The organism is Streptomyces sp. NPDC033966, assembly GCF_055575955.1.
Map to the genome: position 1 here is coordinate 209533 of NZ_JBVIRQ010000013.1, position 23592 is coordinate 233124.

At 74.9% G+C, this 23592-nt stretch carries 23 protein-coding genes; 10 read left to right on the forward strand and 13 right to left on the reverse strand.

Features of this window, described 5'->3' with window-relative positions:
* The first annotated feature begins 81 nt into the window (after positions 1-81).
* Positions 82-1059, forward strand: coding sequence for a TAXI family TRAP transporter solute-binding subunit (locus tag ACZ518_RS31360; RefSeq protein WP_469116409.1), 978 nt, complete (start codon positions 82-84; stop codon positions 1057-1059).
* A gap of 239 nt (positions 1060-1298) precedes the next feature.
* On the opposite strand, the gene ACZ518_RS31365 is transcribed toward ACZ518_RS31360, so the two are convergent.
* The 6 genes from ACZ518_RS31365 to ACZ518_RS31390 form a co-directional block, all read right to left on the reverse strand.
* Positions 1299-2693 carry a HAMP domain-containing sensor histidine kinase gene (locus ACZ518_RS31365; protein WP_469116410.1) on the reverse strand — a complete coding sequence of 465 codons (1395 nt, stop codon included), beginning with the start codon at positions 2691-2693 and terminating at the stop codon, positions 1299-1301.
* Positions 2690-3397 carry a response regulator transcription factor gene (locus ACZ518_RS31370; protein WP_469116411.1) on the reverse strand — a complete coding sequence of 236 codons (708 nt, stop codon included), beginning with the start codon at positions 3395-3397 and terminating at the stop codon, positions 2690-2692. Before ACZ518_RS31370 ends, ACZ518_RS31365 begins: the two co-directional genes overlap by 4 nt.
* A gap of 24 nt (positions 3398-3421) precedes the next feature.
* Entirely contained in the window at positions 3422-4813 is a 1392-nt protein-coding gene (locus ACZ518_RS31375; RefSeq protein ID WP_469116412.1) for an MFS transporter, read from the reverse strand.
* A gap of 220 nt (positions 4814-5033) precedes the next feature.
* A complete protein-coding gene (locus tag ACZ518_RS31380) occupies positions 5034-5234 on the reverse strand; it encodes a hypothetical protein (RefSeq protein WP_469116413.1) in 201 nt (66 codons plus the stop codon).
* A 42-nt stretch (positions 5235-5276) separates the two neighbouring features.
* Positions 5277-7991, reverse strand: coding sequence for a glycoside hydrolase family 2 protein (locus ACZ518_RS31385; RefSeq protein ID WP_469116414.1), 2715 nt, complete (start codon positions 7989-7991; stop codon positions 5277-5279).
* A 433-nt stretch (positions 7992-8424) separates the two neighbouring features.
* A complete protein-coding gene (locus ACZ518_RS31390) occupies positions 8425-9354 on the reverse strand; it encodes a LysR family transcriptional regulator (protein WP_469116415.1) in 930 nt (309 codons plus the stop codon).
* A gap of 58 nt (positions 9355-9412) precedes the next feature.
* Between ACZ518_RS31390 and ACZ518_RS31395 the strand changes: the two genes are divergently transcribed.
* Positions 9413-10225, forward strand: coding sequence for an NAD(P)-dependent oxidoreductase (locus tag ACZ518_RS31395; protein WP_469116416.1), 813 nt, complete (start codon positions 9413-9415; stop codon positions 10223-10225).
* Between the two features lie 19 nt (positions 10226-10244).
* Complete coding sequence (locus ACZ518_RS31400; RefSeq protein WP_469116417.1) at positions 10245-10856, forward strand: 2'-5' RNA ligase family protein; 612 nt, start codon at positions 10245-10247, stop codon at positions 10854-10856.
* Positions 10857-10862: 6 nt separating this feature from the next.
* On the opposite strand, the gene ACZ518_RS31405 is transcribed toward ACZ518_RS31400, so the two are convergent.
* The gene (locus ACZ518_RS31405) at positions 10863-11693 is read right to left on the reverse strand and encodes a dienelactone hydrolase family protein (protein WP_469116418.1); all 831 of its coding nucleotides are present in this window, start codon (positions 11691-11693) and stop codon (positions 10863-10865) included.
* Between the two features lie 289 nt (positions 11694-11982).
* Here ACZ518_RS31405 and ACZ518_RS31410 point away from each other — a divergent pair, with 289 nt between their 5' ends.
* A complete protein-coding gene (locus ACZ518_RS31410) occupies positions 11983-12459 on the forward strand; it encodes a hypothetical protein (protein WP_469116435.1) in 477 nt (158 codons plus the stop codon).
* Positions 12460-12539: 80 nt separating this feature from the next.
* Here the strand turns inward: ACZ518_RS31410 and argG are convergent, their stop codons facing one another.
* Both argG and thpR read right to left on the reverse strand, forming a co-directional pair.
* Positions 12540-13994 carry an argininosuccinate synthase gene (gene argG / locus ACZ518_RS31415; RefSeq protein ID WP_469116419.1) on the reverse strand — a complete coding sequence of 485 codons (1455 nt, stop codon included), beginning with the start codon at positions 13992-13994 and terminating at the stop codon, positions 12540-12542.
* A 74-nt stretch (positions 13995-14068) separates the two neighbouring features.
* A complete protein-coding gene (gene thpR / locus ACZ518_RS31420; RefSeq protein ID WP_469116420.1) occupies positions 14069-14653 on the reverse strand; it encodes an RNA 2',3'-cyclic phosphodiesterase in 585 nt (194 codons plus the stop codon).
* A 113-nt stretch (positions 14654-14766) separates the two neighbouring features.
* Between thpR and ACZ518_RS31425 the strand changes: the two genes are divergently transcribed.
* From ACZ518_RS31425 to ACZ518_RS31440, 4 genes are all read left to right on the forward strand, one after another.
* Positions 14767-15480, forward strand: coding sequence for a helix-turn-helix transcriptional regulator (locus ACZ518_RS31425; RefSeq protein WP_469116421.1), 714 nt, complete (start codon positions 14767-14769; stop codon positions 15478-15480).
* A gap of 32 nt (positions 15481-15512) precedes the next feature.
* The gene (locus ACZ518_RS31430) at positions 15513-16019 is read left to right on the forward strand and encodes a DUF3291 domain-containing protein (protein ID WP_469116422.1); all 507 of its coding nucleotides are present in this window, start codon (positions 15513-15515) and stop codon (positions 16017-16019) included.
* Between the two features lie 205 nt (positions 16020-16224).
* Positions 16225-16566, forward strand: coding sequence for a putative quinol monooxygenase (locus tag ACZ518_RS31435; RefSeq protein WP_469116423.1), 342 nt, complete (start codon positions 16225-16227; stop codon positions 16564-16566).
* Between the two features lie 130 nt (positions 16567-16696).
* A complete protein-coding gene (locus ACZ518_RS31440) occupies positions 16697-17902 on the forward strand; it encodes an FAD-dependent oxidoreductase (protein WP_469116424.1) in 1206 nt (401 codons plus the stop codon).
* Between the two features lie 169 nt (positions 17903-18071).
* Here ACZ518_RS31440 and ACZ518_RS31445 read toward each other — a convergent pair whose 3' ends face one another.
* Complete coding sequence (locus ACZ518_RS31445) at positions 18072-18833, reverse strand: DeoR/GlpR family DNA-binding transcription regulator (protein ID WP_469116425.1); 762 nt, start codon at positions 18831-18833, stop codon at positions 18072-18074.
* A 96-nt stretch (positions 18834-18929) separates the two neighbouring features.
* Positions 18930-19859 (reverse strand): MBL fold metallo-hydrolase, encoded by a 930-nt coding sequence (locus ACZ518_RS31450; protein ID WP_469116426.1) that lies wholly within the window; start codon positions 19857-19859, stop codon positions 18930-18932.
* A 102-nt stretch (positions 19860-19961) separates the two neighbouring features.
* Between ACZ518_RS31450 and ACZ518_RS31455 the strand changes: the two genes are divergently transcribed.
* Positions 19962-20819: a helix-turn-helix domain-containing protein gene (locus tag ACZ518_RS31455; protein WP_469116427.1), complete on the forward strand. Its 858-nt coding sequence runs from the start codon at positions 19962-19964 to the stop codon at positions 20817-20819.
* A 23-nt stretch (positions 20820-20842) separates the two neighbouring features.
* On the opposite strand, the gene ACZ518_RS31460 is transcribed toward ACZ518_RS31455, so the two are convergent.
* Positions 20843-21430 carry a TetR/AcrR family transcriptional regulator gene (locus ACZ518_RS31460; protein ID WP_469116428.1) on the reverse strand — a complete coding sequence of 196 codons (588 nt, stop codon included), beginning with the start codon at positions 21428-21430 and terminating at the stop codon, positions 20843-20845.
* Positions 21431-21542: 112 nt separating this feature from the next.
* On the opposite strand from ACZ518_RS31460, the gene ACZ518_RS31465 reads away from it, so the two are divergent.
* The gene (locus ACZ518_RS31465; protein ID WP_469116429.1) at positions 21543-22526 is read left to right on the forward strand and encodes an aldo/keto reductase; all 984 of its coding nucleotides are present in this window, start codon (positions 21543-21545) and stop codon (positions 22524-22526) included.
* Positions 22527-22563: 37 nt separating this feature from the next.
* On the opposite strand, the gene ACZ518_RS31470 is transcribed toward ACZ518_RS31465, so the two are convergent.
* On the reverse strand, positions 22564-23418 hold the full coding sequence (locus tag ACZ518_RS31470) for a GNAT family N-acetyltransferase (RefSeq protein ID WP_469116430.1): 855 nt from the start codon (positions 23416-23418) through the stop codon (positions 22564-22566).
* Positions 23419-23592 lie beyond the last annotated feature (174 nt).

Here is a 23592-nt window from a genome sequence, read left to right on the forward strand (position 1 = left end):
TGTGGCAGTCCTGTCACGCAACCATGACGTTTCCCGGCCGGCCGGGGGAGCGGGCGGCGGCGGAGTGGTTACGCTGCCCCCGTGACGGACACCGGGCCGGGCCGCCGGCGGCTGATACGGGCCGGGCTCGGCGCGGCCGCCGCGGCGCTCGCCGGCTGCGCGGCGGACGCCGGGCCGGTACGCCGGCTGCGGCTCGCGACCGGGCCGCGCGGGGGTCCGTACAACGCCTTCGGCCTGGCCCTGGCACGTGCCGCCGCCGACGGCGGGAGCGGGCTGGAGATCGTGCCGGCGGACACCGCCGCGAGCGTGGACAACCTGAGGAGACTGGACGAGGGCTCCGTGGACCTGGCCCTGGCCACGGCCGACGTCGCCGAGGACGCGGTACTCGGGCGGGAGCCGTTTCCCCGGCCGGCCGCGGTGACGGCGCTGGCCCGGATTTACGTCAACTACACGCACCTGGTGGTCCCCGCCGCCGGACCGGTGCACGCCGTACCCGACCTCGCCGGGCGCCCCGTCGCGGCGGGCGCCGCCGGGTCCGGGGTACAGGTGGTCGCCGGACGCATCCTGCGCGCGGCGGGGCTCACCGGCTCCGGCGCGGGCCCCGCCCCGGCGGACGTGCGCCAGCTGGGCCTCGCCGAATCGGCGGCCGCCCTGCGCACGGGCACCGTCGCCGCCTTCTTCTGGTCCGGCGGCGTTCCCACCCCGGCACTGACGGAGCTGGCACGGGAGCTGCCGCTGCGCTTCCTCGCGCTGGACGGCCACGTGGGCCCGCTGCGCGAGCGCCACGGCCCCGTCTACACGGCCGTCACCCTCCCCGCCGGGGCGTACGGACTGGCCGCGCCGGTCGGCACCCTCGGCGTCGGCAACTACCTCCTCGCCCGGGACACGGTGCCCGCGGACGCCGCGGGCGCCCTGCTGCGGGTGGTGTTCGACCGGTGGCGCGACCTGCTGCGCGAAGTGACGGCGGGCGTACGGCTGGAGCCCCGGTTCGCCATCTCGACCGGTAGGGTCCCCCTCCATCCGGGCGCGGCCGCCCACTACCGCTCGGTGTACGGCTAGTGCCGTGCCGGGCGCCGCGACCCGGTGGACCTTTCCGGGCACGGCACTAGGCCGTGTCTTTCGGATCGGGCCGGGCCCGCGCCGCCCGGCACCGCACCTCGCCGCGTTGCGGAGCGCCCGAGTACGTCCAGTACACGGGCGCCCCGCCAACGCACCGGGGCACGGCACTGGGGGCACCTCCCAGCGGTAGCCGGGGGAGCCGCGGGCTCAGCCGGCAAGATCCGAAAGACGCGGCCCGGTCACGGCGCCGGCAGCCGGAGTTCCACCGCCAGCCCGCGCGGCGCGTTGCCGCCGACGCCGAGCCGGCCGCCGCTGGTCCGGGCGATCTCGTCCGCGATGGCCAGCCCCAGCCCGCTGCCGCGCACGTTCTGGTGCTCGGGCGCGCGGGCGAAACGCCTCGGCAGCAGCTCCAGTTGTTCCTCGGGGACGCCCGGCCCGTCATCGGTGACCCGGACCACGGCCGAACCGTCCGCGCCCCGCCGGGCGCACACCTCGACCCGGCCGCCGCGCGGTACGAACTTCACGGCGTTGTCGAGGGCCGCGTCCAGGACCCGGCCCGCCGCGTCCGGCAGGGCACGGGCCCGCAACTCCCCGGGCGGGCCGCAGACCGTCAGTTCCAGACCGGCGGCCCGGAACACCGGCAGCCAGGCGCGCACCCGCTCCCGTACCGCCGAGGCCACGTCCTGCTCGCACAGCTCCGGCGCCGCCGACTCCACCCGGGCCAGCGCCAACAGCCCGTCGAGCAGCTCCTCCAGCCGCTCCGTCTCCTCCAGCGCACGACCGTGCTCGGCCCGGCCGGGCCCGGGGGCGACGTGCGGCTCGACGTTCTCCAGCTGGAGCACCAGCGTCGCCAGCGGGTTGCGCAGCTGGTGCGAGGCGTCGGCGACGAAGTCCCGCTGGCGGCCGATGGAGTCGGCCAGGGCCTGCGCCATCGCGTTGAAGTGCCGCCGCAGCCGGCGCAGTTCCGGCGGACCGGTGTCGGAGACCGCCCGCGTGTGCAGGCTCCCGGCGGCCAGCCCCTCCACCGCCCGGTCCAGGTCGAGCAGCGGCCGCATCAGCCAGCGCGTGATCCCCGCCGCCACCAGCGCCGCCGCGCCGAAGGCGGCCGCCGCACCGGCCGCGATGAGCGACCAGCGGACCGTGACGTCCTGGCGGGCGGCGTCCGTCGGCACCGCCAGCAGCACCGCTCCGCTGACCCGCTCGTCCCGCCCCACCGGCTCCGCGAGCACCACCCGCGCCGGCCCCCAGGGCCGCACCGTGGGCAGCCGGTCGGTGGAACGCCCGGTCAGCGCCCGGTCCCGGGCCTCGGCCGCCGAGGAGGCCCCGGGCCCGGTGAGGGCGGCCGACGCCGCGCCCGAACCGGCCCGCGCCACCGTCGCCCCCGACGGGTCGACGACCACGACCGCGGCCCCGTACAGCTCGGCGTACCGGCCGATCTCGGCCGACAGCTCCGCCCGGTCGGCGGCCGTACCCGCCCGGTCGGCCAGGTCCGCGAAGCGTACGGCCTCCGAACGCCGTTGCAGCAGCAGGTGCTCGGTCCGCCCGCGCGCGTACGCGTCGGCCAGGGGGACGCACAGCAACAGCGCGGCGGCCCCCATGAGGACCATCAGCACCACGAGGAGCCTGCGCCTCACGGGCCGGAGTCCCGGTCCGCACAGCCGGCGGGGGAGCCGAGCTGGTAACCGAACCCGCGTACCGTGCGCACGAGGCCGGACCGGCCCGTCTTCGCCCGGATGCCCGCGATGTGCACGTCCAGGGAGCGGGAGGCGGCGAGGAAGGCGTCGCCCCAGATCCGGTCCAGGATCTCCTCCCGGGAATGCACCTGGTCCGGCCGCGCGGCCAGGAAGGCCAGTACGTCGAACTCCCGCCGCGTCAGCCGGACTTCGGTCCCGGCCACCGTGACGGTGCGGCCCGCCGGATCCACCTCGACGTCCCCGCTGCGCACCCGCCCGCCGGCGTACCGTGCGGGTTCGGCTGCCGTGCGCCCGCCCGACCGGCGCCGCACGCTGTCGATCCGCGCCATGAGCTCGGCCATCCGGAACGGCTTGACCACGTAGTCGTCGGCGCCCGCCCGCAGCCCCTGCACGATGTCGCGCTCCTCGCAGCGCGCCGTCACCACGATCAGCGGCGCGTCGCAGACCGTACGCAGCCGGCGCAGCAGTTCCAGCCCGTCGAGATCGGGCAGTCCCAGGTCGAGCAGGACGAACTCGGCCTCGCGGACGTGCCGCAGGGCGTCCGCCGCCCGCGCCGCCCGGCGGACCGTGTGCCCGCGCTGGGCGAGCGCGGTGCCGAGGGCCCGGGCCATGCGGTCGTCGTCCTCGACGAGCAGTGCGTGCATCGGGCCTCCGGAGGGTTCAGGGGTTCAGCGGGCGGCCCCGGCACCGGCCTTCGCCGACGTGGCGCCCCCGTCGGACGCGCCCGCCCCGGCCGCCTCGGCACGGCTCAGCGCCGCGTTGCGGGTGTCCGGCATCAGGACGTACGTCACCAGCGAGACCAGCGCGCAGCCGGACACGTACCAGAAGAACATCTTCTCGTGGCCGCCGCTCTTGAACCACAGGGCCACGTACTCGGCCGTGCCGCCGAACAGCGCGTTGGCGACGGCGTACGGCAGCGCCACGCCCAGGGCCCGCACCCGGGTCGGGAACAGCTCGGCCTTCACCGCCGCGTTGATCGAGGTGTAGCCGGTGACGATCACCAGGGCGAGCAGGGACAGACCCAGCGCCGACCAGTACGAGTTCGCCGAACCGAGGGCCGTCATGATCGGGTACGTGCCGAGCGTGCAGCCCACCGCGAAGGTGATCAGCAGCGGGCGGCGGCCGATCCGGTCGGACAGCATCCCGGCGAAGGGCTGGAGCACGGCGAAGAGGGCCAGGGCGGTGAAGCTCACCAGCGTCGCCGTGGTCTTGGCCATGCCCGCGCTGCCGACCAGGTACTTGGTGAGGTACGTGGTGTACGTGTAGTACGCCACGGTTCCGCCGAGGGTCAGCGCCATCACCAGACCGGCCTGCCGCCGGTGCTCCCACAGCGCCTTCAGCGAGCCGCGCGGGCTGTCGTCGTGGGCGCCCCCCTCCGAGGACTCCTCCTCGAACGCGTCGGTCTCCTGGAGCCGCCGCCGCAGCCAGAAGACCACCACCGCGAACAGGGCCCCGACGACGAACGGGATCCGCCACCCCCAGCTCGACAGCTGGGCCGCGGTCAGCGTGTGCTGCATCGTGATCAGGATGCCGAGACCCAGCAGCTGCCCGCAGGTCATCGAGACGTACTGGAAGGACGAGCCCAGCCCGCGCCGGTCGCGGGCCGAGGCCTCGGTGAGGTACGTGGCGCTGGCCGCGTACTCGCCGCCGATGCTCATCCCCTGGAGCAGGCGCGCCAGCAGCAGCACCAGGGCGCCGAAGTACCCGGCCTGGCCGTAGGTCGGCGCGACGGCGATCATCAGCGCCGCCACCGACATCATGGTGACGGTGAGGGTGAGCGCGCTCTTGCGCCCGTGCCGGTCCGCGGCCCGGCCGAGGATCCACCCGCCGACGGGGCGCATCAGGAAGCCGACCGCGAAGATGCCCGCCGTGTTCAGCAGCTGCGTGGTCGGATTGTCGCCGGGGAAGAAGGAGTCGGCGAAGTAGATCGCGAAGCTCGCGTAGACGAACCAGTCGTACCACTCCACGAGGTTGCCGAGGGACCCCCCGATCAGGGCGAGGCGGCGCCTGGCGCGCTCCTCCCGGTGCGGAGACTCGGGCGTGACGGCGGACGAGGACATGGCGGCTCCAGACGGAAATCCCTGATGGGAGGTGGGGACGCCCCGGATGAGGGGGGTGCCCAGAGCATGGATCCGGTGCCGGACCCGGACAAGGCCCGGCACCCAGATCTAACGTTCCGCTAAGGAACCCGCGAGCACCCCGGCCGGGTCGGGGCCGGTGCACCGCCGACTTCTCCTGGTACGACCGTCCCTGACACCGGCCCCGGAGCGGACGCGGAACTCAGCGTCCCCCCGCCCGCAGGCGTGCCATCTCCGCCTCTGCCGATGCCAGTTCCTCCAGCAGCCCCATGACCTCCAGCTGCTCCCGGTAGCGCTCCAGCGCGGTGTGCACCAGCCCCGCCCGCCCGTGCTCCAGCGCGTGCATCCGCCGTGCGGCGTCGACCGCCTCGGCCCGCAGCGCCAGCGCTGTCGCCGGCTTCACCCCTGTGACGGAACTCGCCCCGGGGCCCCCGTCCCCCGGCCGTCAGCCGGCCGGGACCGTGGTCGTCGGGGTGTTCCAGCCGGAGACCCGCAGGGCCGGTGCCGCGCCGCGCAGGCCGGCCGTGCGGTAGGTCGCCGTCAGCGTCGCCGATTCGCCCGGCCAGAGGGTGATCTGGTTGTCGCTCCACCGTACGGGCAGGAGCGGCTCGCCCCCCGCGCCCAGCAGGTGCACGTCGGTGAGCAGGGCAGGGGCGCTGCCCGCGCCGGCGTGGCGCACCGTCACCGTCGTCGTCGACACGCCCCGGTCGTCGGCCGTCGTGGCGGCCGTCGTCGCCACGGCCGACCGCGGCATCGGGTTCAGCCCCTTGAGGTCGGCGTACGCGCTGGTCGGCGTGTGGTACCAGGTGCTCCTGGAGTAGTCGAGCACATCGGCCCGGGACGAGAGCCAGTAGACGTTGCGGCTCACCTCCCGCCCGGTGGCGTCGGAGAGCAGCAGCCGCGCCAGGTGGGTGGTGGCGAGGCCCGGGACCGACGCGGGCAGGGTCAGCGCGGTGGTGCTCGCGCCGCCGCCCGCCACGCTCAGCCCCGTCACCGTCCGGTCGTACCGCTGCGTGCCGTCGGGGTCGAAGAGGGTCACCCGCGCGGTCAGGCCCGAGGCCCCGGACGCGCGCCTGTTGACGACCGACACGGCGCGGTTGTCGTACCCGTACTGGACGTGCAGCGGCTCGTTCGCCTTCTTCGCCCCGAAGTAGGCCCCGCCCTGGTCGAGGTAGCGGTCGACCAGCTGCCAGTGCAGCGAGGTCCAGCCGCTGTTGAACATCCAGTACACGACCCCCGTCGACGGCGCGGAGACGTCCTTCGCGTTGCGGGCGTACGCCTCGAACTGCGCCCGCACGGCCTCGTACTGGGCGAGCTGCGCCTTGCGCACGTAGTCGTCGAGGCCCGTCGGCGCGCCGTAGCGGCCCGTCAGGGCGGCGTCGTACAGCCCGAGCGTCGAGAACGTGGCCGAGGGCGAGCGGTGGTACTGAACCGCCGAGGGGTCCTTCCACAGGCTCTCCAGCTCCGCCGGCGACATCATCCGGCGCAGCGTGTCGAGGGTCGGCACGTCCGGCCCGGCGCTCGTCTCGGAGTTGAACCCGGTCGCCCCGCCCTCCCGCTTGGCGTACCAGTAGCCCGGCGGGACCCAGTCGTAGGGGCCGGTCATCTTCATCCCGGAGCGCCCGGTGACCGGCGAGGACCGCGCGGAGGCCGAGGGGATCACCGGGGCCGTCCAGTCGGCGGCCTTCAGCGCGTCGAGGTAGCCCTGCTCGATCGTCCGGTTCGGGGCGAAGTCGCTGCCGATCAGGAAGGAGGCCACGCTGGGGTGGTCGCGCAGCCGTGCGGCCTCGGCGGCCATGGAGGCCTTGGCGACCGGGTAGTCGGCGCTCTCCCACCGCTCCCCGGCCTCCGAGCCGTTGACCTCCCCCTCCCACTTGTCGCAGCACTCCCAGCCGGGCAGGGTGAGGATCCCGTACCGGTCGGCGAGGTCGAAGAACTCGTCGGGCTCGATGTGCCCCTCCAGACGCAGCGCGTTCAGCCCCAGGTCGACGGCGTACTTCAGCCGGTCCTCGGCGTACCGGGCGTCCCAGCGCAGGAACTCGTCGGGGGACCAGCCGCCGCCCCGGATCAGCAGCGGGCGCCCGTTCACCACGTACTGGCGTGCTCCGTCGGCGTTCAGCGGCGCCCGCACGTCGCGGATGCCGAAGGACTCGTGCGCGCTGTCGGACGGCAGGCCGTCCACCGAGGCGGTCAGGTCGAGGGAGTAGAGGGGCTGCCCGCCCATCTCGGCGGGCCACCACACGCGGGGCGACTCCAGCCGCAGGCCCGGGTGGTCGGCGGGGGAGAAGACCACCGTCCGGGTCTCGTGCGGGGCGAGGGTGACGCTCCCGCTGACGGAGGCCGGGCCGACGGTGCCCGCCACCGTCGTGGTGACGGCGGCCGACGAGTCGTTGCGCACCCGGGCCTTGACGGTCAGCTCGGCCGAGGACATCGAGGGCAGCGCCAGGGAGGTCACCACGTGCGCGTCGCGCAGGGCGACCGGACCGCCCCGGCGCACGGTGACGTCGCGGACGATCCCCATGTTCTCGTCGGGCGGCGGCTGCAGCCAGTCGAGCCAGCCCATCGTGAGGTGCTTGCGCGGGTTGTTGGGCTGGATCCGGAACGCGACCGTATTGGTGCCCGCCCTGACCAGGCCGGTGACATCGAGTTCGTGCCGGGTGTAGGTGCCGGTGACGGTGCTCGTGTCGGCGATCCGGCGTCCGTTGACGTAGACGTCCGCGGCGGAGATCACCCCGCTGAAGTCCAGGTACGTACGGGCGCTCGTGTCGGCGACGAGGAAGTCGGACCGGTACCACCACGGCACGGTGAAGTCCCCGGCCGGGATCCGCTTCTGGTTGGCGGAGTAGAAGGGGTCGGGGTGGACCCCGGCCGCGAGCAGCGCCGCGAGGACGGTGGACCGGGACCCGGCGGGGTACCAGCCAGCCGCCGGATAGCCGGGGCTGGACACGGCGGCGGCCGAGTCCGGGACCTTGGCCGTCGACTGGATCGCGTACCCGGCCAGGGCCGTCGCGCTCCCGGGCTCCGCCGCCACGGCGGTCGCCCGCGGCCCGGCGGCCGACGGGGGCGGCGGCGCGGGCGCGGGCGCCGCGGGGGAGGCGCCGGCGGCCAGGACGAGGGCCAGGGAGCCGGCGGCGAGGGCGGAGGAGGGGCGGTTCGGCACGGGCGACCTCCCGTGGTGGACGGGGCTCGGGATTCCGCGCGGAGTCTGTCACGGCCGGCCCCTGGACACGCCGAGACGGCCCGCGCCCGGCGTGGCGTACACGGGCCGCGCGGGGGCCGATCGGCTGATCCGGCGCGCCCGGGACCGGTGTGTCCCGGGACCGGGGGCGGGCTGCGGGGCCCGCCGAGGGCGGGTGCGCACACACGTCAGCTCCGGCGACGGGGGGAACGCGCTGGCGCTCCAGGCCGACGGCGCGGTCGTGGTGGCCGGCGCCGGCATCGTCGAGCAGGACGGCATCAGCCGGGGCCGGTTCACGGTGCTGCGCTACGGCCAACGGCGGCCCCTGACCGCCCCGCCGTCGTTCTGCCCGCCCGGAGTCCTGCGGCAGGACCGTCCCCGGTCAACTCGCCTCGGAACAAGTCCCGCTGACGGATCATCGGACAGGCGGGCGGATCCCCTCGGCCGGGTCCGTCCGCCCGGTGGCGGCGGAGCGCAGCAGGGAGAGGAAGGCCCCGACCGCCGGGGAGTGGCGGAGCCCGCGCGGGGTGCCGGCGTACACCTTCCGGCAGGGCAGGTCCGCCGGGTCGACCGGTACGAGGGCGATGTCCGGCCGCACCGCCCCGGCCGCCAGTTCCGGCAGCACCGTGATGCCGAGCCCCGCGGCGACGAAGCCCTGCTTGGCGGTCCAGTCGTTGACCCGGAACGCCACGCGCGGCACGAACCCCGCCGCCAACGCCGGTGACAGCAAGGTCTGATCGGGGCGGACGTCCCCCTCGATCCAGTCCTCGCCGGCCAGTTCGGACAGGTGGAGCACGGAGCGCCCCGCGTACCGGTGGCCGCGCGGCAGCGCCACGTACATCGGCTCGTCCAGCAGGTGGTACAACTCCGGTCCGGGCAGCGTGATCCCGGCGGGCGTGCTCAGTACGGCCAGGTCGAGGCCGCCCTCGGCCAGCAGCGCCGCGTGCTTGGCGGTGGGCCCTTCCGAGTGGACGACGGTGACGCCCGGGTACCTGTCCCCGAAGGCGGCCAGGGCGCGCGGGACCAGGGACACGTTGGCGGCGGCGAAGGCCCCGATCCGCAGCGTGCCGCCGCCGAGGGAGCGCAGCGCGGCCAGCTCCGCGCGCGCCGCCCGCAGCCGCTCCCGCATGCCCTCGGCGTGCGGGAGCAGGACGCGCCCCGCCTCGGTCAGCCGCACCCCGCGCGGCAGCCGGTCGAACAGGGCGGTGCCCCACTCCTCCTCCAGGGCCTGGACCTGCCGGGAGACGGCGGACTGGGTGTACCCGAGGGCCTGGGCGGCGGCGGTGAAGGAGCCGTCCCGGGCCACCCGCAGGAACACCTCGTACAAGCCATGTGAATCGGGCATGGCAGCCATGCTAGACATTCGCTTGTCGCATGTCCCGGGCGGTCCTAGCGTCGGGGCCATGGAGAAGATCGCATTCCTCGGCCTCGGCACCATGGGCCTGCCCATGGCCCGTCGCCTGCTCGACGCCGGCCACCCGCTGACCGTCTGGAACCGTACCCCGTACAAGGCCGGCCCGCTGGTCGCGGCCGGCGCCCGCCTCGCCGACGGGCCCGGGGAGGCCGTCCGCGGGGCCGACCTGGTCATCACGATGCTCGCCGACCCGGCGGCCGCCCGTGCCGTGGCCGACGCCGTGATCCCGGCCCTGCGGCCCGGCACCCACTGGATCGACACCTCGACGGTGGGGCCCGACGCGATCGCCGAGCTGGCCGCCCGCCTCCCGGAGGGGGTCCCGCTGACCGACGCGCCGGTGATGGGCAGCGTGGACCGGGCGGAGGCCGGACAGCTGTGGATCCTGGCGGGCGGACCGCTCCCCGACCTGGTGCGCCGGGTCCTGGACCGGCTCGGAGAAGTCACCGAATGCGGCGCCCCCGGCGCCGGGGCCGCCCTCAAACTGGTCCTCATCAACGCGGTGATCGGCGGCGTGGCCCTGGTGTCCGAGGCGCTCCGCCTCGGCCAGGCGCTCGGGCTCCCCGCCGACCTGGTCCGCGGGGAACTGGCCAGGGGCCCGCTGGCGGGAGCGGTCGCCCGCACCTTCGCGGCCGGTTCCCACTTCCCGGTGGCCCTGGCCGCGAAGGACGTCGCCCTGGCCCTGGACACAGCGGCCGCCCCGCTCCCGCTCCTGCGGGCGGTCCACGGCGAACTCACCGTCCGCCCCGAGCTGGCCGGGCAGGACCTGTCCCGCATCCGCCCCCCGGCACCCCCGTGGGACTGACCGGGGGCATGATGGCGGGGTGAGCCCGCCGAGCCCTCCCCCGGCCGCCGGCGGCCCGGCCGCCGGGGTCCCCGAGATCCTGGACGTCGCCCCCACGCCCCGGACCGCCGTCGTGTGGCTCCCGCCGCCCGGGCTGTGGCCGCCCATCCAGGACCTCCGGGCCGAGCACGACCCCCAGATCCGCCGCTGGCCGCCGCACGTGAACCTGCTCTTCGGCTTCGTACCGGAGGAGGACTTCCCGGCAGCCGTACCGCTGCTCGCGGCGGCCGCGGCGCGGTGCGAGCCCTTCGCCGTCCGCCTCAGCGGCGTGCGCACCTTCCGCCACCGTGCGTACGCCACCGTGTGGCTCGACCCCGCGGCGGCGGGCGAACGCCCCTGGACGGCGCTCCAGGAGTCCCTGGCGGAGCCCTTCCCCCGCTGCCGGGGGCGGTTCCCGCGGTTCACCCCGCACCTGTCGCTCGGCCGCACCCGCGACCCGCGCCGACTGGCCCCGGAGTGCGCCGCCCGCCTGGGCGCCATGTCGGCCCGCGTCGACGAGGTGGTGCTGCTCGCGCGCCGGGACGAGGGGCCGATGCGCCCCCGCGTCACGATCGCCCTCGGCACGGGAGGAACGGTCTGGCGGCACGCCTGAGCGCGGTCAGCCGGGCTCGGCCGCCAGCAGCCGGGTCCGGAACAGGTCGAGGACGGTGTCCAGCGCCTGCCGCGTGGGCTGTCCCGGCTCGTCGACCAGGTGCTCCGTCAGGACGGAGTGCGGGGGCAGCGCGCTGCCGGGGTTGGCCGCGGCGTCGTCCAGCTCGACGGCGACGAACGCGTCGCCCAGCTCGCGGCGCAGGTACGCGAAGCGGTCGCCGGGCACCAGCCGGTCGCCCCGGAAGCGCAGACCGAGCACCTGGAGGCCCTCGCGCTCGCAGCGCCCGCGTACGACCGCCAGGTCCTCGGGGGAGATGTCGATGCGGCCCGCACGGCCGGGGGTGCAGGCCAGCGGCAGCGACGGCTGGGACAGCACCGGGGCGAGCAGGCGCGGGTCGGTGGCCATGGCCAGCGCGAAACCCCCGGTCACGCACATCCCGACGGCGCCGACCCCGGGACCGCCGCACCGCTCGTGTTCGGCCGCGGCGAGCGCCCGGAGCCACGACACCACCCTCGACGCGCGCCCGGTGGCCAGCAGCGTGAACTCCCGGCTCACGCACACCCGCCGCATGGTCGAGGCCACGTAACGCCCCGTCCTCGGCCAGCCCGCGGTGCGGGGATCCGCGTCCCGGCCGGGCTCGCCGAAGAGCACGGGCAGCACGGCGGTGCACCCCGCCTCCGCCACCCGTTCGGCGAACTCCAGGACCTTGGGGGTGATGCCCGGGATCTCCGCCATGACGATCACCGCCGGGCCCGTGCCCCGGCGCAGCAGCCGCCGGGTGGTGCCCTCGTGCGTGAACGTGCCGCTGGTGAAGCCGGTCAGGTCGTGATCTGCCACGGGTCTTCCGTTCTCTCCGGTCGGATCCTCTTGGGCGGCCACCAAGTTACCGGCACGTAGGGGGCCGGGGTCAACGGGATCCTCCCACTCCGCCCCGAGCTCATCCGGGTGCGGAACGCCCGGGACGCGGGCGGGGTCCAGCGGCCGGACCGGGCGGTGAGCCGGCCGCTCGGCCGGGACCCGGCCCCGGTACCTCCTGCGGGTGCGGGGCGCGGCCGGATACGGAAAGCTGGGCAGTGCCGCGGCGCCGGCGGCGGGCCGGACCGGCGAGGAGGGGCTGGTGGACGCCATGGAAGCTTCGCGAGGGACCCGACCCGTACGGGTACGCCGGCACGGGGCGCGCAGGGCGGTGCTGCTGTGCGCGCTCGCGGTCCTCGCGGCCGCCGCCGTCCCGGCCTCCGCCGCCCGCACCCGCGCGCCGGACCCGGACCCGCTCGTCGTGGTCGACTGCTTCGCCAAGCCCCAGGTCCGCCCCGAGGAGTACCTGCTGGCCTGCGGCGACGGCAACAACCGGCTCGTCGGGCTGCGCTGGGAGAGCTGGGGGCCGGGCAGCGCGACCGCCACCGGGACCGACATGGTCAACGACTGCCGCCCGTACTGCGCGGCGGGCCACTTCCGCGCCTACCCGGTGACGGTGACCCTGAGCAAGCCGCAGCCCTGGCCCGAGCGCCCCGACGTCCGGCGCTTCACCACGATCCGGCTGCTCTACACCGGCACCGCCCCGCACCCGGTGCCGAAGGACGTGACGTACAAGCTCGTGTACTGAGCCCCGGGACGCGCGAAGGACCGGCCCGGCGCCTCCGGGGCGCCGGGCCGGTCCTTCGCGTCGTACCGCCCGCCGAGGGGTCAGTCCGTGCCGAACTCCATCGCGGCGCGGTCCAGCATCTGCTCGTCGGCGGAGACCTCGCCGCGCGAGGCGATGGCCTCGGCGCCGCCCTCCGGCATCTCCGGCATGGTGCCGATCAGCCCGGTCGCGGCCGCCTGCGCGGCGCCGACGGCGGGGCTGCCGGTTCCGATCAGGCCGAGCACGGCGTACTGCTCCAGCTTGGCGCGGGAGTCGGCGATGTCCAGGTTGCGCATGGTGAGCTGGCCGATCCGGTCCACCGGGCCGAAGGCCGAGTCCTCGGTGCGCTCCATGGAGAGCTTGTCCGGGTGGTAGCTGAAGGCAGGGCCCCGGGTGTCGAGGATCGAGTAGTCCTCGCCGCGCCGCAGCCGCAGGGTCACCTCGCCGGTGACGGCCGCGCCGACCCAGCGCTGGAGGGACTCCCGGACCATCAGGGCCTGCGGGTCCAGCCAGCGGCCCTCGTACATCAGCCGGCCGAGACGCCGGCCCTCGTTGTGGTACTGGGCGAGGGTGTCCTCGTTGTGGATGGCGTTGACCAGGCGCTCGTACGCGGCGTGCAGCAGGGCCATGCCCGGCGCCTCGTAGATGCCGCGGCTCTTGGCCTCGATGATCCGGTTCTCGATCTGGTCCGACATGCCCATGCCGTGGCGGCCGCCGATGGCGTTGGCCTCCATGACCAGGTCCACGGCGGAGGAGAACTCCTTGCCGTTGATCGTGACGGGGCGGCCCTGGTTGAAGCCGATCGTCACGTCCTCGGTGGCGATCTCGACGGACGGGTCCCAGAACCGGACGCCCATGATCGGGTCGACGGTCTCCACGCCGGTGTCCAGGTGCTCGAGGGTCTTGGCCTCGTGGGTGGCGCCCCAGATGTTGGCGTCGGTGGAGTACGCCTTCTCGGTGCTGTCGCGGTAGGGGAGGTCGTGGGCCAGCAGCCACTCCGACATCTCCTTGCGGCCGCCCAGCTCGGTCACGAAGTCCGCGTCCAGCCACGGCTTGTAGATCCGCAGGTGCGGGTTGGCGAGCAGTCCGTAGCGGTAGAACCGCTCGATGTCGTTGCCCTTGAAGGTCGAGCCGTCGCCCCAGATCTGGACGTTGTCCTCCAGCATGGCCCGGACCAGCAGGGTGCCGGTCACGGCGCGGCCGAGCGGGGTGGTGTTGAAGTAGGCCCGCCCGCCCGAGCGGATGTGGAACGCACCGCAGGTCAGTGCGGCCAGGCCCTCCTCGACCAGCGCCGCTCGGCAGTCGACCAGGCGCGCGATCTCGGCGCCGTAGGTCTTCGCACGGCCGGGCACCGAGGCGATGTCGGGCTCGTCGTACTGGCCGATGTCGGCGGTGTAGGTGCACGGGACGGCACCCTTGTCGCGCATCCACGCGACCGCGACAGAGGTGTCGAGGCCGCCCGAGAAGGCGATGCCGACGCGCTCGCCGGCGGGAAGGGAGGTGAGGACCTTAGACATAGGAAGATTATGCATGCCGCCGCATGGTCATGCAATTCCGGATCGCGATCCGGCCCTCCGGAGGTCCTCGTTCCTCAGTTCCCGCCGCCGAACGCCCAGGACTCGATGTCCCGGTAGCGGATCGGCCCCGGGCCCCGGCCGATGTTGCTGCCGACCAGGTGCAGACGCTCCGCCCCCCACTCCCGCCCGCTGAAGCCGGCGAGCCCGGCGGCGGCCTCCAGTGCGGCGGAGGGGTCGCCGCGCCGAGCCCGGGCCAGCGTGAGGTGGGGGCGCAGCGGCCGGTCCGCGAAGCCGATGCCGCACTCCTTGACGACGGCGCGCACCTCGGAGGCCAGTACGTGCAGCTCCGCCGGCTCCCCGCCTATCCCGCTCCACAGCACCCGTTCGTCGAAGTGTCCGCCGCCCTGCAGGGACAGCCGTACGGGCCGGCGTGCCGCCGCCAGCTCCGCGAGCCGGGGGCGCAGGGGCGGAACGGCCGTGACCGGGAGCTCGCCGAGGAACGCCAGGGTGATGTGCCAGTCCTCGACCCGGTTCCACCGCATGTGCGGGTGCGCCGCGTACGCGGGGGCGAGCGCCCGCTCCAGCTCCTCCTTCGCGTCGTCGGGCGGGGCGAGGGCGATGAAGACGCGGACGGTCGCGGTCTGGGTGTGTTCCTTCACGTACGCCTTCGTACCGCCTCCCGGCCTCCCCGGTCACCTTCCACCCCGTCAGGTCCGCCCGGGGTGCCGCCCGGCCTTCTATCTCCAACCTCGGTTGTTCCTAGAATGGCGAGATGGAGGACATCGATGCGATCGCGGTGCTGCAGGACCCCGTGCGGCGCCGGCTGTACGAGTACGTGGTGGCGCAGGGCCGCGAGGTCGGCCGGAACGAGGCGGCCGAGGCGGCCGGGGTCGCGCGCACCCTCGCCGCGCACCATCTGGACAGGCTGACCGAGGCGGGCCTGCTGGAGAGCGGCAGCCGCCGGCTGACCGGCCGTTCGGGGCCGGGGGCGGGCCGTCCCGCCAAGGTCTACACGCGGGCCCGCGCCGAGTGGTCGGTGTCGCTGCCGGCCCGCGACTACCTCACGGCCGCCGAGCTGCTGGCCGAGGCCGCCGAGCGGGCGGGCCTCGACGCCGGGCTCTGCGAGGCGGCGCGCCGCCGGGGCGAAGCCCTGCGCGGCCCGGCGGCGCCCTGCGCCGGGCTCGAAGAGGCGATGGAGGTGCTGGCCGCCCGCGGCTACGAACCGCACCTGGAGGGCGCCGGGGAAGTCGGGGAGGGCGGGGAGGGGGGCCCCGAGGATGCGGCCGGGGTGGCCGCGCCCGCGGTCCGCATGCGCAACTGCCCCTTCCATGCGGTCGCCGAGCGCTTCCCGCCGCTCGTCTGCGGAATGAACCTCGCCCTGCTGGAAGGGCTGCTCGGCGCGGACGGTCCCGTCCGCGCCCGGATGGACGCCCGCCCCGGGGAGTGCTGCGTGGTGGTCGAGGCTTCTAAAAACAATACTCATTGACATAGAAATAACCGCCGTGCTGGGATGGGGTCATGACCGCATCCCCGCACGGCCCTGCCGCCGTCCACCTGGCCCAGCTCAACGTCGCGACGCTCCGCCACCCCCTGGAAGACCCGCGCGTGGCTCCGTTCGTCGAGATGCTCGACCCGGTCAACTCCGCGGCCGACGCGGCGCCCGGCTTCGTGTGGCGGCTCACGGAGGAGGGGGAGGGCGACGCCACCGCCCTGCGCCCCCTGGGTGAGAACGTCATCGTCAACATGTCCGTGTGGGAGAGCCGGGAGGCGCTGTGGGACTTCACCTACCGCAGCGGGCACCTGGAGGTGATGCGCCGCCGCCGTGACTGGTTCGAGCGGCACGTCGAGGCGCACATGGTCTTCTGGTGGATCCCCGCCGGCCACGTCCCGAGTGTTGAGGAGGCCCTGGAGCGGCTGGCCGGCCTCAGGGAGCACGGCCCGTCCCCGTACGCGTTCACCTTCGCCTCCTCGTACACCGCGGCCGAGGCCGCGCCGCAGTCCGGCGCTGCGCCCGCCCCCGCGTAACGCCTTCCCGGGGCCCGCCGGGCGGGCCCCGTCGCGCTCGGCCCGCTCCTCGTGGCGGCGGCCGCGGTGGCCGTCCGCCGCCGCAGGGGCGGCCACCCGCGGGGCGGTTCCTGACCCGCGGACGCCGCCGCCGTCGCCGCGCACCGTACGGTGTACCCCGGAGCGCCGCACGACCGGCGGCGGCCGACGGAGCGACGGGGGAAACGTGTTCGCGGTGATCTACCGGTGGCGGCTGCTGCCGGGCAAGGAGGAGCAGTTCCGCGAGGGCTGGCGCCGGGTGACGGAGGCGATCCTGCGGGAGTGCGGCAGCTACGGCTCGCGGCTCCACCGCGCGGACGACGGCACCTGGGTCGCGTACGCCCGCTGGCCGGACGAGGAGACCCGCGAGCGCTGCGCGGTACCGGACCCGGAGGGCATCCAGATGATGTCGGGGGCCATCGAGGAGAGGATGCCGGAGACGCGGCTCGTACTCGTCGACGACCTCCTCGCCGAGCCGTCCGTTCCGGCGGTTGCGGACGCCAAGTCCGTCACGGCACAGGAGCACTGACCCCGCGTCAGGACATCGGGGGCGCGGCTTCACCCGGGGCACACCACGCGGCCGGAGCCCCGGCCCACGACGGTAGGGTCGGGGCTCCGCCGTCGTGAACGGTGCCCGAGGCGAACGGAAGGGGTGTCGGATGCCGGAACGTCACGCGGTGGTGGCCGGGGCCGGGATAGGCGGGCTCACGGCGGCCCTCGCCCTGCGCCGCCGGGGCTGGCGCGTCACCGTCTGCGAACGCGCCCCCGAACCGCCGGCCACCGGCGCCGGCATCGGCCTCGCCCCCAACGCCCTGCGCGCACTTGCGGCGATCGGCGTCGACGCCGCCCACGCCGCGGGCAGCGCCGTACCCGGCACCATGGGCGTACGCCGCCCCGACGGCCGGTGGCTCACCCGGGCCGCGACCGCGGACATGGCGGCCCGCTACGGCATCCCCCCGATCGCCGTCCCGCGCCCGGTCTTCACCGCCGCCCTCGCCGCGGCCCTCCCGCCGGAGGCCCTGCGCTACGGCACCGCGGTGACCGGCGTCGACCCGGCGGGCCCCGACGGCACCGGGGGCCGCGCGACCGTCCGTACGGCGGGCGGACCGGACCTGACCGCCGACCTGGTCGTCGCCGCCGACGGGATCCACAGCCCGCTGCGCCGTGCGCACTTCCCCGCCCACCCCGGGCTGCGCCACCTCGGCGAGACCGCCTGGCGGACCCTCGTGGACGCCCCCGACCTGCGGATACCGGCCATGAGCGAGACCTGGGGGCGGGGGGAGAGGTTCGGGGTGACCCCGCTGGCCGACGGCCGGTACTACCTCTACGCCACCGCGCGCCTCCCGGCCGGCACCCGCTGCGCCGACCCCCGTGCCGAGCTCCGCCGCCGCTTCGGCACCTGGCACGACCCGATCCCGGCCCTGCTGGACCGCGTCGCCCGGCTCACCCCCGCCGACGTCCTCCAGAACGACCTGTACGAGCTGGCCGCCCCGCTCCCGCGCCTGCACCACGGCCGGACCGCCTGGCTCGGCGACGCGGCCCACGCCATGGCCCCCAACCTCGGCCAGGGCGGCTGCCAGGCCATCGAGGACGCCGTGGTCCTCGCCCACCTGCTCCCCGCCGGGGACACCGAGGACGGCGAGGGCGGCCGGGACCCCGTCCCGGCCGCCCTCGCCGCCTACACCGCGGCCCGCCGCGCCCGCACCGACGCCGTACGCGTCCGGGCCCGCCGGGTCGGCCGCCTCGGCGCCCTGCGCAACCCGCTGGCGGCGGCGGCCCGCGACCTCGCGGTCCGCGCCGCCCCCGACCGCCTGGCCCTGCGCGGCATGGACGACCTGTTCAACGGCTTCCGTCTCCCGGCCTGATCCGAATGGCACCCCCTCGGCCGTCTCTTCCGGATCTCGTCGGGGCCCGCGGTGCCTGGCACCGCACCTGGCCGCGTTGTCGGAGCGCCCGAGTACGTCCAGTACACGGGCGCCCCTCCGCCTTGCCATGCACGGCACCAGCCACCGCGGGCAAGGCCGACAAGATCCACTAGGCCCGGATGACCTCCGGCCCGCGGCCGGCGATCTCCTCCGCCTGCCCGTCGGTCAGCCCGGTGTCCGTGACCAGCACGTCCACCTGCTCCAGGGCGGCGAAGCGGGCGAAGTGCCGGGCGCCGTACTTGGAGGAGTCGGCGACGAGCACGACACGGCGGGCTCCGGCCACCATGGCCCTCTTGACCGCCGCCTCGGCCAGGTCGGGCGTGGTCAGCCCGGCCTCCGCCGAGAAGCCGTTGGCCGCGACCACCGCCACGTCCGGCTCCAGTTCGGCGAGGTCGCGCAGCGCCCACGCGTCCACCGCGGCCTGCGTACGGTGCCGCAGCCGGCCGCCGACGATGTGCAGGCGCAGCCCCGGATGCTCGGCGAGCCGGGCGGCCACCGGGAGCGCGTTGGTGACCACGGTGAGGGTGGAGTCGCGGGGGAGGAGGGCGGCCAGCCGGGAGACGGTGGTGCCCGCGTCCAGCAGCAGGCTGCCCTCCTCCGGCAGCAGCGCGAGCGCGGCCCGCGCGATCCGCTCCTTCGCGGCCGCGGCGGTGGAATCGCGCTCGGCGAGCCCCGGCTCCAGGCGGAGCCCCCCGGCGGGAAGCGCGCCGCCGTGCACCCGGCGCAGCAGGCCGGCCCGTTCCAGGGCGGTCAGGTCCCGCCTCACGGTCTCCTGCGTGACTCCGAACTCCTCCGCCAGGGCCGGGACTTCGACGCGTCCGCGCTCCTGGGTCAGCTGGACGATCCGGTGCTGACGCTCGGGTGCGTACATGGGGATCGGATCCGTTCCATATGCGTTGGTCCCTGTATATGAGGGACCCTACTCGCCATCCCGTCCCGCGGCGGCCCGCCCGGCCGCCGGACGGCGTCAGCCCTCCCCGCCCGGGGTGTACGGGGCGAACGGCGCCCAGCCCTTCACCGCGAAGGCCCCCGCGTCACGCGCTACCTCCAGGGCGCCGTGGGAGCCGAAGTGCGCCGGGACCAGCAGCGCGTTGTGGTCGGCCGCCCAGCCGAGCAGCCGGCGCCGGGTGGCCCGGGACTGCGCGGCGTCCTCGCAGAAGCAGCTGTTCGCGTCCGGTTCCATGACCTGCACCGGGCTGTGCAGGAGGTCGCCCACGAACACCGCCCGGTCGCTGCCGGAGGCGAGGGTGAGCACGCTGGAGCCGGGGGTGTGTCCGGCGGCGAGGTCGAGGCGCAGGTTCGAGTCGATCCGGTGGCTCTCCTCCCACAGCACGACCTGGCCGGCCGCGTGGACCGGCGCCACGCTGTCCTCGAACACGCCGGCGTTGCCGTCGCCGAGGACGGACGGGTGGCCGTTCGCGGGGTTCCAGAACTCGAAGTCGTTCCGGTTGATCAGGTAGCGGGCGTTCGGGAAGGTCGGGACCCAGCTGTCCCCGTCCAGCCGGGTGTTCCACCCGACGTGGTCCCCGTGCAGGTGGGTGTTGACCACGAGGTCGACGTCCTCGGGCTTGACCCCGGCCCGGGCCAGCTCGTCCAGGAAGGCCGTCTCCTGGCGGTCCCAGGGCGTGCCGGGCCGTGCCTTGTGGTTGCCGCCGCCGGTGTCGACGAGGATCACCCGGCCCTCGCTGCGCAGCACCCACGTCTGCAGCGCGACCTGGGACACGGGCGGCTCGCCGTCCGCGAAGTCGGGCCGCAGCCAACCGGCGTGCGCCGACCAGACGTCCTCACTGCTCCCGGGGATGAATTCCTGCGGGGCGAGCCCGAGCGGTCCGTAGTACTCGCGGACCCGGGTGACGCCGACGTTGCCCAACTCGATGGTGTCTGTGGTGGTGTTCATGGCTCCAACCCTGGAGCGGGCCCGGCGGGACAGCCACACCCTTCCCTGCCTATCCCCGGCAGGGAGAGGCTGGCGCCCGAGCGGCCCGCGATACTGGGTCGCATGGACGGACAGAGCAGCCTCGGCGCGTTCCTGCAGGCCCGCCGGTCCCGGCTGACGCCGGCGGACATCGGCCTCGACACGTACGGCGAGCGGCGCCGCGTCCCCGGCCTGCGCCGCGAGGAACTCGCACTCCTCGCGGGGGTCAGCGCCTCGTACTACGCACGGCTGGAGCAGGGGCATTCGCACAACGCCTCGCCCGAGGTGCTGGACGCGCTCGCCCGCGCGCTGAACCTGGACGAGGCCGAGCGGCGGCACGTGCACGACCTCGCGGGCCTGGCCGTCAGGCGCCCCGCCGCCCGGCGCCCGCCGGCGGAACGGGTCGACGAGGCGACCCGCCGGCTGCTGGAGTCCATGCCCGAGGTCCCGGCCGTCCTCACCGGCCGCAGGGCCGACATCCTGGCCTGGAACCCCCTGGGGCACGCCCTGTTCGCCGGCCACCTGGACCCCACGGCGCCCGACCGGCCAGCGGACCGGCCCAACATGGCCGCGCTGATCTTCCTCGACCCGTACCTGCGCGAGCTCTACGGCACCTGGGAGTCGAAGGCCAGGGCCGCCGTCGCCAACCTGCGGTACGCGGCCGGCCGCCACCCGGACGACGCGCTCCTCGGCGCCCTCGTCGGCGAACTCAGCATGAAGAGCGACGAGTTCGCCACCATGTGGGCCGACCACCGGGCCCGCCCCTGCACCGCCGCCGAACAGCGGATGTGGCATCCGCTGGTGGGCACCCTGACCGTCACCCAGCAGGCCCTGCGCGTCACCGACGACCAGACGCTCCTGGTGGCCACCACCCCGGCCGGCTCCGAGGACCACACGGCCCTCAGGCTCCTCGCCCAGGCCACCGCCCGCTCCCGGGCCTGACCCCGGATCCGGCCGCCGCCGGTCTACCCCCGCGGGTGCGGCGGCCGGACCATGCGGCGGACGGCTTCCACCACCGTCTCGCGGTGCCGGGCCAGCCGCTCGGCGGGCCAGGGCTCGCCCGGGCCGCCCGTCGCGGGGCCGCCCGCCGCGCCGGTCCAGGCCTGCGCCAGCCCCATGATCAGCGTGAGCACATCAGCCGGGTCGAGATCCGGGTCCACCAGCCCCGCGTCCTGGGCCCGCTCCACCGCCGCGATCTTGCCCCGGTAGGAGTCCGCCACGAGCTCGGTGGTCTCCGGCCGCTCCAGCTGCTTCCACTGGACCAGGCGCATCAGGTCCGGGTACGCCACGAAGTGGTCGAAGACCGCCCCCGCGTAGCCGGGCAGGTCCTCCGCGTCGAAGGGCACGGATTCCGAGCCCGTCTCCAGGGCGCGCTGGAGCACGGCGTCGAACAATTGTTCCTTGTTGCCGTAGTAGACGTAGATGAGCCGCTTGTTCGCCTGGGCGTTCGCCGCGATGCGGTCGATCCGGGCGCCGGCGATGCCGTACGCCGCGAACTCGGAGAACGCCGCGTCGAGCAGGCGCGCCTTGGTTGCGCTGGAATCCCGTGCCATGGCGGGCAGCCTAGCAAGTAACTATCCGGTTATTGACATCTGCCGCACCCCGTGCGCAAACTCAAACTATCCAGTTAGTTACTTCCCCCCACCTCACCCCCCGGAGGACACCATGGAGATCCGCGCACTGGGCGGCCAGGGCCTGCAGGTCGGCGCCGAAGGCCTCGGCCTCATGGGCATGAGCGCCCACTACGGAGCCACCGACGAGACCGAGTCCCTCGCCACCATCGACCGCGCCCTCGCACTGGGCGTGACCCTGCTCGACACCGCCGAGGGCTACGGCCCCTTCGTCAACGAGCAGCTCCTCGGCAAGGCCCTCCGCGGCCGCCGCGACGCAGCCGTCATCGCCACGAAGACCGGCGTCGAGTTCACCGACGAGGGAGCCTTGCGGGGCCACAACGGCACGCCCGAGTACATCCGCCGCTCCGCCGACCGCTCCCTGCGGCACCTGGGCACCGACCGCATCGACCTCTACTACCTGCACCGCGTCGACCCCGCCGTGCCCATCGAGGAGAGCATCGGCGCCATGTCCGAGCTGGTCGCCGCCGGCAAGGTCGGCCACATCGGGATCTGCGAGGCCGCCGCGGCCACCATCGCCCGCGCCCACGCGGTGCACCCGCTGGCCGCCGTACAGACCGAGTACAGCCTCTTCGAGCGCGGGATCGAGCACGACGGCGTACGCGAGACCCTGCGCGAGCTCGGCATCGGCCTCGTCGCGTACTCCCCGCTCGGCCGGGGCTTCCTCTCCGGAGCCGTGACCAGCCCGGACGACTTCGCGGCCGACGACTTCAGGCGTACGGACCCCCGCTTCCAGGGCGAGAACTTCGACCGCAACCTCGCCGTCGTCGACCGCGTCCGGTCCCTCGCCGCCGAGAAGGGGGTCACCCCCTCGCAGCTCGCGCTGGCCTGGACCCTGCGCATGGGTGCCGTCCCGATCCCCGGGACCAAGCGCCGCCGCTACCTGGAGGAGAACGTCGCCGCGACCGCGATCACCCTCACCGACGCCGACCTGGCCGCCATCGACGCCGTCGCGCCGCACGGTGTGGTCTCGGGGGACCGGTACGCACCCGAGCTCATGGCCTCACTGAACGGCTGAACCCCGCCCCAGGCCCCGCCCGGCCCCGCCGGGCGGATCAGCGCAGGTCGACGGAGCGGAACTCGTCCAGGACCGTGAAGCCCGTGCTGTCGTACAGGCCCATCGCGACCTCGTTCCCGCCGAAGACGTTGAACATCAACGCCCCGTCGCCGCCCTGCCGGGTGGCCCACTCGCCGACGGCCATCGCGGCCCGGCCGTAGCCCTTGCCGCGGTGCTCCTCGTACACCTCCAGCGAGAAGCCGAAGGTGACGCCCGGCAGGTACCCGTGGTTCACCCAGCCGGTGCCGATCACCTGGCCCTCGGCCTCCATCGCGTAGAAGGCGTGCCCCGGGGTCAGGTACCCCTGCGGGAGGTACCGGGCGAAGTCCCGGTCGGACTTCTCCTTGGCCAGCTCCGGGGTGAGGGACCCGGCCCGGACGATGTCCGCCACGTACGCGGCCTCCTCGGCGGCGTACCAGGCCGGGTACTCCTCCTCCGTGAGCCGGCGGACCGTCAGCCCCGGCGGCAGCTGCGGCTGTCCGGCCACGGCGCGCATGCGGTTCTGCCCCCGCACGGGGTAGTCGGCGAAGGCCCCCGCCCCGCCGGTGAGCCGGACCTCCACCCGCTCGGCGCCGCGCTCGGCGCACCACCGCTCGGCCCACTCGCGCCCCCGCGCCACCGTGAGGTCGTGGATCCGGCCCACCACCGCCCCGTTGTCCTCCGTCACCCCGACCGCTATCCAGCCGGTGCCGTCCGTGGCCACCGTCCAGCCCTCTATCCCCTTCACGGCCCGCTCCAGCAGGGCCCGGGCCAGCGGCTCCGAGCACCCCGCGGCCCGGTACCCGGCCAGCACCCGCTCCTCGAACCCGCCCCGCCACGCGCCCTGTTCGGCAACGATCTCGATCTTTCTCATCCCGTCAGCCTAGGCCGTGACGGCAGGGGGCCGTTCCAGCCCGCCCCGAGTGATCTGGCTCACAGCCTGTCACAGGTTCCCGCCGTCCGGTGTCTTGTGTCCGAACCCCAACGGAGGAGGACACGATGAGCGAGAACAACACCCACGTGGTCGTGATCGGCGGCGGTTACGCGG